Source organism: Listeria welshimeri serovar 6b str. SLCC5334, from assembly GCF_000060285.1.
Lineage (GTDB): Bacteria > Bacillota > Bacilli > Lactobacillales > Listeriaceae > Listeria > Listeria welshimeri.
Map to the genome: position 1 here is coordinate 1117211 of NC_008555.1, position 13376 is coordinate 1130586.

At 38.5% G+C, this 13376-nt stretch carries 16 protein-coding genes and 1 riboswitch; of the genes, 15 read left to right on the top strand and 1 reads right to left on the bottom strand.

Features of this window, described 5'->3' with window-relative positions:
* Positions 1 to 72 precede the first annotated feature (72 nt).
* The 8 genes from LWE_RS05565 (at position 73) to cobC (ending at position 5575) form a co-directional block, all read left to right on the top strand.
* Complete coding sequence (locus tag LWE_RS05565; RefSeq protein WP_011701921.1) at positions 73 to 1437, top strand: 4Fe-4S dicluster domain-containing protein; 1365 nt, start codon at positions 73 to 75, stop codon at positions 1435 to 1437.
* Positions 1434 to 1988 (top strand): BMC domain-containing protein, encoded by a 555-nt coding sequence (locus LWE_RS05570; protein ID WP_003719346.1) that lies wholly within the window; start codon positions 1434 to 1436, stop codon positions 1986 to 1988. The genes LWE_RS05565 and LWE_RS05570 overlap by 4 nt, the downstream gene beginning before the upstream one ends.
* Positions 1989 to 2135: 147 nt before the next feature.
* On the top strand, positions 2136 to 2486 hold the full coding sequence (gene eutS, locus LWE_RS05575; RefSeq protein WP_003746982.1) for an ethanolamine utilization microcompartment protein EutS: 351 nt from the start codon (positions 2136 to 2138) through the stop codon (positions 2484 to 2486).
* 5 nt (positions 2487 to 2491) lie between these two features.
* On the top strand, positions 2492 to 2923 hold the full coding sequence (locus LWE_RS05580; protein WP_011701922.1) for a EutP/PduV family microcompartment system protein: 432 nt from the start codon (positions 2492 to 2494) through the stop codon (positions 2921 to 2923).
* Positions 2924 to 2947: 24 nt separating this feature from the next.
* A complete protein-coding gene (cblS, locus tag LWE_RS05585) occupies positions 2948 to 3697 on the top strand; it encodes an alpha-ribazole kinase (RefSeq protein ID WP_011701923.1) in 750 nt (249 codons plus the stop codon).
* Positions 3694 to 4251: a bifunctional adenosylcobinamide kinase/adenosylcobinamide-phosphate guanylyltransferase gene (gene cobU, locus LWE_RS05590; protein WP_011701924.1), complete on the top strand. Its 558-nt coding sequence runs from the start codon at positions 3694 to 3696 to the stop codon at positions 4249 to 4251. Before cblS ends, cobU begins: the two co-directional genes overlap by 4 nt.
* Before the next feature lies 1 nt (position 4252).
* On the top strand, positions 4253 to 4999 hold the full coding sequence (gene cobS, locus LWE_RS05595; RefSeq protein ID WP_011701925.1) for an adenosylcobinamide-GDP ribazoletransferase: 747 nt from the start codon (positions 4253 to 4255) through the stop codon (positions 4997 to 4999).
* Positions 5000 to 5575, top strand: a complete 576-nt coding sequence (gene cobC / locus LWE_RS05600; protein ID WP_011701926.1) for an alpha-ribazole phosphatase — start codon at positions 5000 to 5002, stop codon at positions 5573 to 5575. It abuts the gene before it with no gap.
* Positions 5576 to 5640: 65 nt separating this feature from the next.
* Positions 5641 to 5828, top strand: a riboswitch (cobalamin riboswitch).
* 153 nt (positions 5829 to 5981) lie between these two features.
* Here cobC and LWE_RS05605 read toward each other — a convergent pair.
* Positions 5982 to 6866, bottom strand: coding sequence for a PocR ligand-binding domain-containing protein (locus tag LWE_RS05605; RefSeq protein WP_011701927.1), 885 nt, complete (start codon positions 6864 to 6866; stop codon positions 5982 to 5984).
* Positions 6867 to 7168: 302 nt separating this feature from the next.
* Between LWE_RS05605 and pduA the strand changes: the two genes are divergently transcribed.
* From pduA to LWE_RS05640, 7 genes are read left to right on the top strand one after another with little or no spacing between them, the layout of a single operon-like run.
* Complete coding sequence (pduA, locus tag LWE_RS05610; RefSeq protein WP_011701928.1) at positions 7169 to 7456, top strand: propanediol utilization microcompartment protein PduA; 288 nt, start codon at positions 7169 to 7171, stop codon at positions 7454 to 7456.
* A complete protein-coding gene (gene pduB, locus LWE_RS05615) occupies positions 7449 to 8252 on the top strand; it encodes a propanediol utilization microcompartment protein PduB (protein WP_041176332.1) in 804 nt (267 codons plus the stop codon). The genes pduA and pduB overlap by 8 nt, the downstream gene beginning before the upstream one ends.
* 18 nt (positions 8253 to 8270) lie before the next feature.
* Positions 8271 to 9935 (top strand): propanediol/glycerol family dehydratase large subunit, encoded by a 1665-nt coding sequence (locus tag LWE_RS05620; RefSeq protein WP_011701930.1) that lies wholly within the window; start codon positions 8271 to 8273, stop codon positions 9933 to 9935.
* A gap of 37 nt (positions 9936 to 9972) precedes the next feature.
* Positions 9973 to 10632: a propanediol/glycerol family dehydratase medium subunit gene (locus LWE_RS05625; RefSeq protein ID WP_011701931.1), complete on the top strand. Its 660-nt coding sequence runs from the start codon at positions 9973 to 9975 to the stop codon at positions 10630 to 10632.
* A 16-nt stretch (positions 10633 to 10648) separates the two neighbouring features.
* Positions 10649 to 11161, top strand: a complete 513-nt coding sequence (locus tag LWE_RS05630) for a diol dehydratase small subunit (RefSeq protein ID WP_011701932.1) — start codon at positions 10649 to 10651, stop codon at positions 11159 to 11161.
* Between the two features lie 43 nt (positions 11162 to 11204).
* Positions 11205 to 13025, top strand: a complete 1821-nt coding sequence (locus LWE_RS05635; RefSeq protein ID WP_011701933.1) for a diol dehydratase reactivase subunit alpha — start codon at positions 11205 to 11207, stop codon at positions 13023 to 13025.
* Positions 13022 to 13369 (top strand): glycerol dehydratase reactivase beta/small subunit family protein, encoded by a 348-nt coding sequence (locus LWE_RS05640; RefSeq protein ID WP_011701934.1) that lies wholly within the window; start codon positions 13022 to 13024, stop codon positions 13367 to 13369. The genes LWE_RS05635 and LWE_RS05640 overlap by 4 nt, the downstream gene beginning before the upstream one ends.
* Positions 13370 to 13376 lie beyond the last annotated feature (7 nt).

Here is a 13376-nt window from a genome sequence, read left to right on the forward strand (position 1 = left end):
AAAATTTTACTATAGATTTTGGAATGTAAACGCTCTATCATTGAAGTATACTGAAAAACTATTAAGAGGGTGCTGAGCCAAATGTCCATTTTAGAAAAAATTAAAGATGCTGGAGTTGTTGGTTGTGGTGGAGCGGGCTTTCCGACCCATGCCAAATTTAGCGGTGAAGTGGAATATTTAATTATTAATGCGGCGGAATGTGAACCGCTCCTGAAAACAGATCATTTTGTGATGAGAAATCACGCAGTAGAAACAATTAAAGCAATTGAAATGGTTAAAAGCCAAGTAGGCGCAGAATTTGCGGTTATTGCAACGAAACGTTATTACACAGAAGAGATTGCGGCTCTTAGATTGGCAATTACAGAATTAAATGCAAGTGTGACTATTCATGAGATGGATAATGTCTATCCGACTGGTGATGAGCAAGTCATGGTATTTGAAGTGACTGGTCGAGTTGTGCCACCAAGCGGGATTCCACTTATGGTTGGTTGTATTGTATCGAATGTCTCAACGATGTGGAATGTGTATCACGCGATTCAAGATGATGCGCCAGTTGTTCGTAAACAATTAACGGTTACTGGTGCGGTTAATGAACCAAAACTTTTAGATGTACCAATTGGAACGCCATTTGAAGTATGTTTAGCAGCAGCTGGTGGAACCAATTTGGACGAGTATTTATTTTTAGACGGTGGACCGATGATGGGAAAATTAAATGACCAATCGACCATTGCTGAAAAAGTTGTAACGAAAACTACGTCTGGCTTAATTGTTACAGAAGATACAGGCTATTTACACAAGCTCCATTATCAAACGGTGGAACAAATCTTTAATGAAACCAAATCGGCTTGTATTCAGTGTTCACTATGTTCAGATTTATGTCCGAGAAAACAATTAGGTCATGATATTCATCCACATAAGGTCATGCGTCATTTTGCTGTGGCGGAAGACATTACGGATATTAAACCAGACCCGATTTGGGAAGAAGCGATGATTTGTTGTGAATGTGGTATTTGTGAAGTTATTGCTTGTCCGATGGGTCTATCTCCAAGGCAAGTAAATATTCATGTAAAAAAAGAACTTTTAAAACAAGGGGTTCGTTATCAAACGGATAAAAAAGAATTCACTCCAGATCCAATGCGCGAATATAAGTCTATTGCACCAAAAAATATTTTAATCAAAATGGGCTTACAGCAATACGCAGATGTTCATTTAGAAACAATGCATTACTTAGATGTAGATGAAGTATTTATTCCAACCAAAATGCATATTGGAGCGCCGTCCATTCCTGTTGTAAGCGAGGGAGATATCGTGAAAAAAGGGGATTTAATTGCGAAGGTTCCTGATACTGCTCTTGGGGCAAATATCCATGCAAGTATTGATGGGCAAATTATCCGAATAACGGAAGAACAAGTTCATATTAAGAAGGTGATGTCATGAAAATGGATACATTAGGATTTCTTGAATTAAACAGTATTTCAAAAGGCATCGAAGCAGTTGATACGATGTTAAAAGCGGCTAATTCAGAATTAATTTATGCGAAAGCAAGCTGTCCAGGAAAATATTATATTTTAATAGCAGGAACAGTTGATTCCGTGGCACAATCAATTGAGGCAGGAACGAAAATTGGTGCGGCGAATATTGTTGGTAATTTAGTGATTCCACGGGTGTCTGATCAAGTAATCAAAGCAATTAATAAAACAGAAGTGCCAGATGAGATGAATGCAGTCGGCGTAATGGAATATTATTCGTGTTCTGGATCAATTATCGCTGCCGATGCTGCTGTTAAAGCTGCCGATGTTCAGTTGATGGATATCCGTTTAGCAACTGGTATCGCTGGTAAATCATTCGTTGTTTTGACGGGTGATACAGCTGCATGTGAGGCGGCCGTTGAAGCGGGTCTTGCAGCTGCCAAAGAAGAGGCTCTTTTAATTAACAAAGTGGTTATTCCAAGACCGCGAAAAGAAGTTTTTGAGAGCTTAATTTATTAAGAAGATAACAATATATTGTCATAGGCTTTTTAAAGAAGGCGCGCACTGAAAGGAGTTGCGTGCCTTTTATACAATCTAACAAAATAGTGGCGCTTAAATATGATAGGATTATTTTGAGATAGTTTGTCTAGATGAGGAGTGAAGAAAATGAGTTTTGATGATAATAAAGAACGCGTAATACAGGAATATGTACCGGGTAAACAGGTGACACTCGCACATTTAATCGCTAATCCAAACCGCGATATTTATACAAAATTAGGGCTAGAAGAAGGCGCAAGTGCGATTGGGATTTTAACGATTACGCCAAGTGAAGCTTCTATTATTGCGAGTGATATCGCAACTAAATCTGGTGATGTACGAATAGGTTTTATTGACCGTTTTAGTGGTTCGGTTGTACTTACTGGGGATGTTTCTTCTGTGGAGTCAGCCTTGCAACAAGTAGTTTATTCATTACATGAAATTTTGGATTTCTCCATTCCAAAACTTACTAGGAGCTGAGTCGTTTGAAAAAAATGATGGTAATGGGCTCAGTCGGTTGTGGTAAAACAACGCTTTGTCAAAAATTGCATGGATATGATATTTCATATAAAAAAACACAGGCTGTGGAGTACTTTCAAGAAATGATTGATACGCCTGGTGAATTTGTTCAACATAGACAATTATATAGTGCACTCACAGTGACGGCAGCTGATGCGTCGGTGATTGCGATTTTACAAAGTGTGACGGAGAAGAAGCAGACGTTTTCACCAATGTTTGCCAGTATTTTTGCTAAACCGGTTATTGGGATTGTGACAAAAGTGGATTTAGCGGAATCGGATAAAGACATTGAGCGAGCAGAGCGGGAATTACGCATGGCTGGCGCGAAGCATATTTTTTATATTTCTTCAGTAGATGAAACGGGAATGGAAGAACTTCGAACATATTTAGAAGATTAATTTTAACTAATTGGAGGTTATTTTATGCCTCAAGTGAGGGATTTATCTGTCGTTGATGTGCCTGGTGGTTGTATTTTGACGAGCTGCGATATTAGCGCTGGTTTCGGTGAGAAAGCGCATGATGGTTTAGTAGTCACCCCAGAAGTGACAGCTCGTTTGACGCTCCGAGTGGCTTTACTAGAAATGATTGCTTCAGGAGCAGATGTGGTGTCAGTTAGTGATGTTGTTGGAGCCGAGATGGAGCCAACAGGCAGACGTATTATCATAGGTTTAAAAGAAGAACTTTCTAAAGCGAATCTAAATCATATCGAACTAAATGGTAGTACGGAAGAAAATATGAAGGTAACTCAAACCAGTGTGGGTGTTCTTGTAACTGGTTTTGCGACTAAAGCTGCACTAAAGCTTATAAATGTGCATGAAGCTGCAGTCTTATTTGCATTTGGAGAGCCAATTGTTGGGGAGGAAGTTCTGCAAAAAATGACAGAAATGCCAGATTATCATTTAGTGAAAAAGTTAGTTGCTGATAGTTCTGTCCTTGAAGTAGTACCTGTTGGATCAAAAGGAATATTGTACGAGGCAAATCTGTTAGCAAAGTTAAATAATCGTGTGTTTAAGGAAACGTCTTCACTTGATGAAATAAGTCTAAATAAAACTGCTGGACCAGCATCCGTTATATTGACAGCAGTTAAAAAAAGGGATTGCTCTATATTTGAAAAACATTTTTCAGGAGCCCAATACTTAGGCGAGTTATGCGGAAATGAGGAACAGATATGACTGAAATGATGCTTATAACCGGTGGAGCAAGAAGTGGGAAAAGTAATTTTGCGGAAAAAGAAGCTGCGAAATATAGTCGAGTATTATATGTAGCGACAGGAATTGCATTTGAAAATGATAGCGAGTTTCAAGCTAGAATCAAACAACATCAAGCAACTCGTCCAACAACTTGGGATACTTTTGAGGCTTTTCAGGGAATTGCGACTTATTTAGAGCAACATTCAAAGAAATATGATGTGATACTAGTGGATTGTGTGACAATGCTTGTTACCAATTTATTTTTCCAATTTCTTGGAGAACGTGAGTTAACGAATGAAATTGCTGAGGAAGTTGAAGTTGGGATACAGACAGAAATTCGAACAATCTTAAATGCTGGAAACAAATCATTAGCTAAGCTTATTTTTGTTACGAATGAGATTGGGCTTGGCGTGGTGCCGGAAAATAAGTTAACTCGAGTTTTCAGAGATATTATTGGTCGAGTAAACCAGCAAATTGCGAACCAGGTAGATGAAGTCTATTTTGTAGTAAGTGGCATACCAAAAAGGTGGAAGTAGTATGAAAACATTAATTTTACTTATTCAGTTTTTTACACGAATTCCGATACCAATTGCGATTAATATGGATGAGGTTAACTTGAAAAAAGGGAGCGCTTTACTTCCCTTTGTAGGCCTGATTATTGGTGCCTGGAATTGGCTTGTTTTTACTTTAGTAGCACTTGTTATGCCTTTACCTGTTGCGATTATTGCAGGGCTTTTTGCGGAAATTATTATCACTGGTGGATTTCATGTGGATGCACTCGCAGATACTGCAGATGGGCTATTTTCATCACGTAAAAAAGAGCGGATGCTTGAAATTATGAAAGATAGTCGAGTTGGGGCAAACGGCGTGATTGCGATTTGTTTTTATTTTCTTTTTTATGGTGCTTTATTTCTTTCAGTTCCAAGTGCATATGAAATTGGTTGGTTATTTTTTGTGTTACCCATTGTGGCAAAGGGTGTAACCATGTTACTTTTTGCAAAAATGACGTATGCAGGTTCAAATGAAGGACTTGGTTCTATTTTTCTTGGGGTTCCTTGGTGGCCAATCGCGATTTCACAATTGTTTGTTCTCTTTATTTTAGGACTAGTTTTTTCTTATATTGGATTGCTTGCTTATGCTGGTGTCATTCTATTCACGATTATTTATCGGACATTTGTGTATAAACGAATTGGTGGCATGAATGGAGATACGCTCGGTGCTGGTGGACAGATGGGGCAACTGGTGTGTTTATTTTGTCTAGTGCTAGTTTGGGGGTTGATTTAAGTGCGACTTATTTTTGTGCGGCACGGAGAGACAGACTTGAATTTAGCTAGAAAATATTGTGGACAACTAGATGTTGGTTTAAATGAACACGGGGTTCAGCAGATGGAGTTGCTGCGAGAAAAGCTTGATTCTTATTCGATTGATTTAGTTATTACAAGCGATTTACTGCGAGCACATCAGTCTGCTGAAATTCTAACTGATGTGAAAGCGTTTTGTTTTCCTGCATTTAATGAGATGGATTTTGGCGATTTTGAGGGATATACATATCAAGAAATTTACGCTAAGTTTCCTTTAGATTGGGCTAACTATTGTAATAATTGGCAAACTGCAATATTTCCAAATGGAGAAAGCTTCCCGATTTTTTATGATCGTGTGATTGCTGCTTTTATGGAAGAATGGAAAAAATGGCAGCAGTTCGATACTGTTTTGTTTGTTGGACATCTTGGGGTTTTAAGAGTAATTGCGCTTTTTTTACAAAAACAAAAAATAGCATTTTATTGGGATAACGATTTTAAGCAAGGTACTTATTCACTCTGGGACAATGAGTCTCAAAGGTTTGTTATTTTGAATCAATAGTATATTTTTGTCATGTCAGAGGGAAAAGCGTATTTTATAAGTCCTTTATGGTAAAATATAGATAGTTAAATAGGTCTTAAGTTGGTGAAATGTATTTGCATTTCTGAAAGAGGAATTCGGTGCAATGCCGAAACTGCCCCCGCAACTGTAAGGTGGACAAGAATTGAGAAAACCACTGTGCGTTTAATCGTATGGGAAGGTTCAATTCTTGGATGAAGCCAAGTCAGGATACTCGCCAAATAAGACGGAAGCAACACTTTTTCGGGGTCCTAAAAAGCGTATGCGGGTCGTATAGCTTTTTTGCTATGCTTAAACTCTCATTCGATTATGGATGAAAGTTTTTTTGTTTTTCAGGCAACAAAAAAGTCATATTCACTATTACATGAATATGACTTTTGGAAAATACTTATTTTAAGGTTTCTCGGTATCCTTTTGGAGTGACATCAAATTCTTTTCGAAATACTTTACAGAAGTAGCTCGTCTGAGTGAAACCGAGGTTACGTGCTACATTATCAATCGACCAACGTGGGTTTTTCAACATATCTTTTGCAAGTAACATTTTCTTTTGATTCACGTAATTGATAAAATTAACATTCATTTCTTTCTTGAAAAGTTTACTAAAATAATAAGAGCTAAGATAAACATGGCTTGCAACTTCGTCAAGTGAGATGGGACGATTGAGATTTTTTTCAATATACTTAAGTGCTTTCCGAATTTCTTTATTATCTTCATGATGCGTAACTTTTGTATGATGAAATGCGATTTTTTGTTTCTGTTCTTCCCGACTTTTTTCCATTTCTGATTTCAAGTAATATTGGGAAATTATGGTTAGCATTTCGGCAGAAGAATTGATTTTTTTGGAGCTAAAAACAGGGACAGAACGAAATGCAGATATAAGCTCTTTATCATTTTTCCAATCAGTTTCTTCTGTTTGAATATTACCAACTTCACTGTTTTCTTCACAAATAACCTGACCGCTGAGCAAAAATCCGCTAAGTTGGTTTTCAACGACAATTGGGACCGAAAAATCAGTTAATCCTGCATGACATCGATAAATTAATGGCTTGCCAGTTTTGGAAGCTTCAAGGCCCCCAAACATATCACATTTTTGACAAAGTGAGCGATATTTTGGGTTGGAACGAATGAGTTGGCAAAAAGGAGTAAAGTTACATAATCTAGAAACTTCGGTACCGTGTATATCTACAACAACGGAGGCTAGACTCGTTGCGGCTGAAAACTCATCCATGACTTTTTCAATGAGCAATTCGTTGCTTTTGGACTGTAGTAACATAGTTATTCCCCTTTCGGCAATACTTGGCGTGTTTCTGTCGTTCTTAGTATAGCATATTTATAATGCGCTTACATTTTCTTGCCATGAAGATAACAATATATTGCTAAGACCAATTTCATAGTAAAAGCCCCAAACCATGCATGACTGGATGGCTTTTTGTATATAATTTTTTAAAAGGCGCAAAATTGTGTTAAAACACGATTCGCGTCTTCTTTTTTTGATTTCGGAAGCGGCAACTATTTATATATTAGTTTGCATATACTGAGAGAGTAAAATACTTATTTTAAGAAGGAGGTACACCCATGCAAGAAGCACTAGGTTTAGTTGAAACTAAAGGGCTAGTTGGCGCCATCGAAGCCGCTGACGCCATGGTTAAATCAGCTAATGTAACATTAACAGGGTACGAAAAAATCGGGTCTGGTCTTGTTACTGTTATGGTTCGAGGCGATGTTGGTGCAGTTAAAGCAGCAACAGAAGCAGGAGCCGCAGCAGCAAGAAATGTAGGTACCGTGATGAGTACGCATGTTATTCCTCGTCCGCATACAGAGGTGGAAGAAATTTTACCAGTGAGGGTGAAGTCAGATGAGTGAACAAAATAAACTGATTGACGAAATTCTAAAACAGGTAATGGAAACGGTGAGCGATGCCCCGGAAAAACTAGTAAAGGATGGAGGATCACGTCAAATGAGTGAAAAAGCAGTTCAATTAACAGAATTTGTAGGAACAGCGATTGGAGATACAATCGGCCTAGTGATTGCGAATGTAGACGGTCAACTTTTAGAAGCAATGAAGCTTGAGAAGTCTTACCGTTCTATAGGTATTTTAGGAGCCCGTACTGGTGCAGGCCCACATATTATGGCTGCGGATGAAGCAGTAAAAGCAACAAACACAGAAGTAATTAAAATTGAGTTACCGCGTGATACAAAAGGCGGCGCAGGTCATGGCTCATTAATTATCTTTGGCGGCGACGATGTTTCTGACGTAAAACGTGCAGTGGAAGTTGCACTTAATGAATTAGATAAAAAATTTGGAGATGTATATGGTAATGAGGCAGGTCATATTGAACTTCAATATACTGCTCGTGCAAGCCATGCTCTCGAAAAAGCGTTCGGCGCACCAGTTGGTAAAGCATTTGGAATTATCGTAGGTGGTCCGGCTGGAATTGGTGTAGTAATGGCAGATACTGCTGTTAAATCAGCAAATGTAGATGTGGTTGCTTATTCTTCACCAGCAGATGGAACAAGCTTCTCCAATGAAGTTATTCTTTGTATATCTGGAGATTCTGGCGCAGTTCGTCAAGCAGTTATTTCTGCACGTGAAATTGGTAAAAAATTACTTGGAGCTTTAGGGGATGAACCGAAAAATGATCGTCCATCCTACATTTAGAACGGAGGGTAACGACTGATGAAATCAAAACGCTTTGAAGAATTAGCAAAACGCCCGGTTAATCAAGATGGTTTTGTGAAGGAATGGATTGAAGAAGGCTTAATTGCAATGGAAAGCCCAAATGATCCAAAGCCAAGCATTAAAATAGAAAACGGTAAAGTAGTCGAAATGGACAGCAAAAAACTAGCTGATTTTGACTTAATTGATCATTTCATCGCTAAATATGGCGTTGATTTATCTCGTGCAGAAGAAGTAATGCAAATGGATTCTGTGAAGCTTGCAAACATGCTTTGCGACCCAAATGTTCCACGAGAAAAAATCGTTTTACTTACAACAGCTATGACACCGGCAAAAATAGTAGAAGTAGTATCACAAATGAATGTTGTCGAAATGATGATGTCCATGCAAAAAATGCGTTCGCGTAGAACACCAACAACACAAGCTCACGTAACAAACTTGCGTGATAATCCTGTTCAAATTGCAGCAGATGCAGCAGAAGCAGCAATTCGTGGCTTTGATGAGCAAGAAACTACAGTTGCGGTAGTTCGTTATGCACCTTTTAATGCACTTAGTTTATTAGTAGGTTCTCAAACTGGCCGTGGTGGCGTACTGACTCAATGTTCTCTAGAAGAAGCAACAGAATTAGAATTAGGTATGCGTGGATTAACATGTTACGCTGAAACGATTTCTGTTTATGGTACAGAGCCTGTATTTACTGACGGAGATGACACACCTTGGTCTAAAGGTATTTTAGCAAGTGCCTATGCTTCTCGTGGTCTTAAAATGCGTTTCACATCTGGAACTGGTTCTGAAGTTCAAATGGGTTATGCTGAAGGGAAATCAATGCTTTATCTTGAATCACGCTGTATTTTTATTACAAAAGCGGCTGGTGTTCAAGGATTGCAAAATGGTTCAATTAGTTGTATCGGTATTCCAGGAGCAGTACCAAGTGGTATTAGAGCGGTACTTGCAGAGAATTTAATTGCTGTAATGTTAGATCTAGAAGTAGCTTCTGGTAATGACCAAACATTCTCTCATTCGGATATTCGTCGTACAGCTCGTTTACTTATGCAATTTTTACCAGGAACAGATTATATTTCTTCTGGTTATAGTGCAACTCCTAACTATGACAATATGTTTGCTGGTTCCAATTTTGATGCAGATGATTTTGATGATTACAATATTTTACAACGCGATTTAAAAGTAGATGGTGGTTTAACGCCGGTTACGGAAGAAGAAGTTGTAGCTGTGAGAAATAAAGCAGCCCGTGTAATCCAAGTTGTCTTTGAAAAATTAGGCCTTCCGACGGTCACTGATGAAGAAGTAGAGGCAGCAACTTATGCTCGCGGTAGTAATGATATGCCAGAACGTAACATGGTAGAAGATATTAAAGCAGCAGCTGAAATGATGGACCGCGGTGTTACTGGTCTAGATGTAGTAAAAGCATTATCTGCTGGAGGATTCGACGATGTTGCAGAAAGCGTATTAAACATGCTGAAACAACGTGTATCTGGAGATTTCCTTCATACATCTGCCATCATTGACAAAGATTGGAATGTTATTAGTTCTGTTAATGATTTAAATGATTATGCAGGTCCAGGAACTGGTTATCGCTTAGAGGGCGAACGTTGGGAAAAATTAAAAAATATCGCCGTTGCAGTTGATGCAAACGAATTAGATTAAGTTACTTCCCATTTTTTATAAAGGAGGATTAAGAGACATGGTTGAAATTAATGAAAAAGTGCTTCGTGGAATTATTTCCGAAGTATTAGATGAATTACAGCTAAAAGAAGATAAAGTTTCTTTTCAAAAAGAACCGTCTAACCCCGTAGTTTCAGATGAAAGCTTTTTAACAGAAGTGGGGGATGCAAAGCCGGGTAGACAAAAAGATGAAGTTGTTATCGCGGTCGCGCCTGCTTTTGGTAAATATCAAACAAAAAATATTGTTGGGGTTCCACACAAGCAAATTTTGCGTGAAGTGATTGCTGGAATTGAAGAAGAAGGATTAAAAGCACGCGTTGTTCGTGTTTTCCGTTCTTCTGATGTTGCTTTCGTAGCAGTAGAAGGAGATAGATTAAGCGGTTCCGGTATTTGTATTGGTATACAGTCACGTGGCACTGCACTAATACACCAAAAAGACTTACAACCACTTTCTAACTTAGAACTATTCCCACAAGCACCACTTATTACACTGGAAACCTACCGTGCAATTGGTAAAAATGCAGCCAAATATGCCAAGGGTGAATCACCAAATCCAGTGCCAATGGTAAATGATCAAATGGCACGTCCGAAATTCCAAGCAAAAGCAGCTTTACTTCATATCAAAGAAACAAAACATGTTGTTCAAGGTAAAAATGCAGTTGAATTACAAGTAAACTAACAGTGAGGTGAGAACGATGAATCAAGAAGCTTTAGAAAATATGGTTAGAAATATTTTACAAGAAGTTAATAGTGGTGCAGTATCCACAACTACTTCGCAAAAAGTAAGCGGAGATACACTAACAGTTCGTGATTATCCACTTGGTAAAAAACGTCCTGAACTTGTAAAAACTTCCACATCAAAATCTTTAGATGATATTACTTTAAAAAGTGTTTTAGATGGCACTATTAAACCAGAAGATGTTCGTGTAACAGCAGAAACGCTTAAAATGCAAGCACAAGTGGCCAGAGATGCAGGTCGTGCAACACTTGCGAATAACTTCGAACGTGCGGCGGAATTAACTATTGTTCCAGATGAACGTATTTTAGAAATTTATAATGCAATGCGTCCATATCGTTCATCAAAAGAAGAATTACTTGCGATTGCAGATGAGTTGGAATCAGTTTATCATGCAACAATTTGCTCGAATTATGTTCGTGAAGCAGCACAACTTTATCAAGAACGTAAGAAATTAAAAGGCGATAATTAATTTCAACTTTGCTCGCGATTATGTAGGAAATGCGGTGAAATGAATGAAGTATATTGCAGGTATTGATATCGGTAACTCAACAACGGAAGTCGCACTGGCGATAAAAGATGCAACAAATAAAGCGGAGTTTGTCGCTAGTGCAATCACGGACACAACTGGTATCAAAGGAACAAAACAAAATCTTCACGGAATTTTTAAAGCATTAAAACTTGCCTTAGAAAAAGTAAATGCAACTACTGCGGACTTAATGGAAATTCGTATTAATGAAGCGACTCCGGTTATTGGCGATGTAGCAATGGAAACAATTACGGAAACAATCATTACAGAGTCCACCATGATTGGTCATAATCCAAAAACACCAGGTGGCCTTGGAATGGGGTCAGGAATTACTGTATTTTTGGATGAAGTAACAACTAAACCGAAAGATACGGATTACATTGTGATTATCCCGAAAACAGTTGATTTTGAGGACGCAGCCAAGTTGATTAATGAATATACTCAAAGTGGTTATCAGATAACAGCTGCTATTCTTCAAGCGGATGACGGTGTACTTGTTCATAATCGATTAAACAACAAAATCCCAATTGTAGATGAGGTTGGCTTTATTGATAAAGTTCCTGTTGATATGTTAGCAGTTGTAGAAGTGGCAGCTCCCGGGAAGGTTATTGAAACCATTTCTAATCCATATGGTATTGCGACAGTGTTTCATTTAAGTTCAGATGAAACGAAAAACATTATCCCTGTTGCCCGAGCATTAATCGGTAATCGTTCAGCAGTAGTGATTAAAACTCCAGAAGGCGATGTCAAAGCGAGAACAATACCAGCTGGGCATATTGAACTTCAGTCTGGTAGTCGAACGCAGCGTGTGAATGTTGCAGAAGGATCCGAGAAAATCATGCAAGCGATTACCTCTCTTCCAAAGCTTGATAATGCGAGTGGTGAACCAGGAACTAATATCGGGGGCATGCTTGAAAAAGTGCGTCAAACCATGGCGGGGCTTACAGATAAATTACCAGCTGATATTTTTATTCAAGATTTACTTGCTGTTGATACTTTTGTACCAGTTGATGTACAAGGTGGACTTGCAGGCGAGTTTTCAATGGAACAAGCAGTCGGTATTGCCTCCATGGTAAAAAGTGATCATTTACAAATGGCAGCGATCGCATCAGAAATCGAACAAGAGCTAAATGTAACGGTCAAAATCGGTGGAGCAGAAGCAGAGGCGGCGATACTCGGAGCACTTACTACCCCTGGAACCAATACGCCGCTTGCTATTTTAGACTTAGGCGCTGGCTCAACAGATGCTTCCATTATTAATGGAAAAGGGGAAATCATTGCTACACATTTAGCAGGTGCAGGTGATATGGTAACCATGATTGTTCAGTCTGAAATTGGCCTTGAAGACCGTTATTTAGCAGAAGATATAAAAAAATATCCGCTTGCTAAGGTTGAGAGTATTTTTCATATTCGACATGAAGATGGTACTGTTCAATTTTTTGATACTCCGCTTTCTCCAAGTGTTTTTGCAAAAGTAGTGATTGTAAAACCAGATGGCTTTGTACCAATACCTGGTGATGTTTCAATTGAAAAAATTAAATTAATACGTCGCTCGGCTAAAGAGCGTGTTTTTGTAACAAATACGATACGTGCTCTAAAATATGTAAGCCCTACTGGTAATATACGAGATATCCCATTTGTAGTTATAGTCGGAGGATCAGCTCTTGATTTTGAAATTCCGCAATTAATTACAGATGCGCTTTCTCATTATTCATTAGTCGCTGGTCGTGGAAATATTCGCGGAGAAGAAGGTCCAAGAAATGCTGTAGCAACAGGTTTAATTCTTTCGGGAGGTGCTGAGGCATGATTCCGGTTGTAAGTAAGCCAGCGATTTATTTTCATGCAGATACAGAAGCTAATCCAGAATGTATTAAACAAGTTTTATTTGGAATAGAGGAAGAAGGCATTCCATGTGAGTTAGAAATTATGCCCTTGAAAGAAGAAGTGCAAGCCGCATTTCGAGCGTCTGCAAGTTCTCCGCTTCTAGTTGGAATTACGCTGAAAAATGACCATTTAGTCATTCATTATCGTAATCTTCCTCCAGATCAGCCGTTGTTTTCAGAATATCGATTTTGTGCAGCAACTTTAGAAAAACAGCGAAATATGGGAATGAATGCAGCACGACTCGTTAAGGGTGTACCTTTTAAATAAGGAGGTG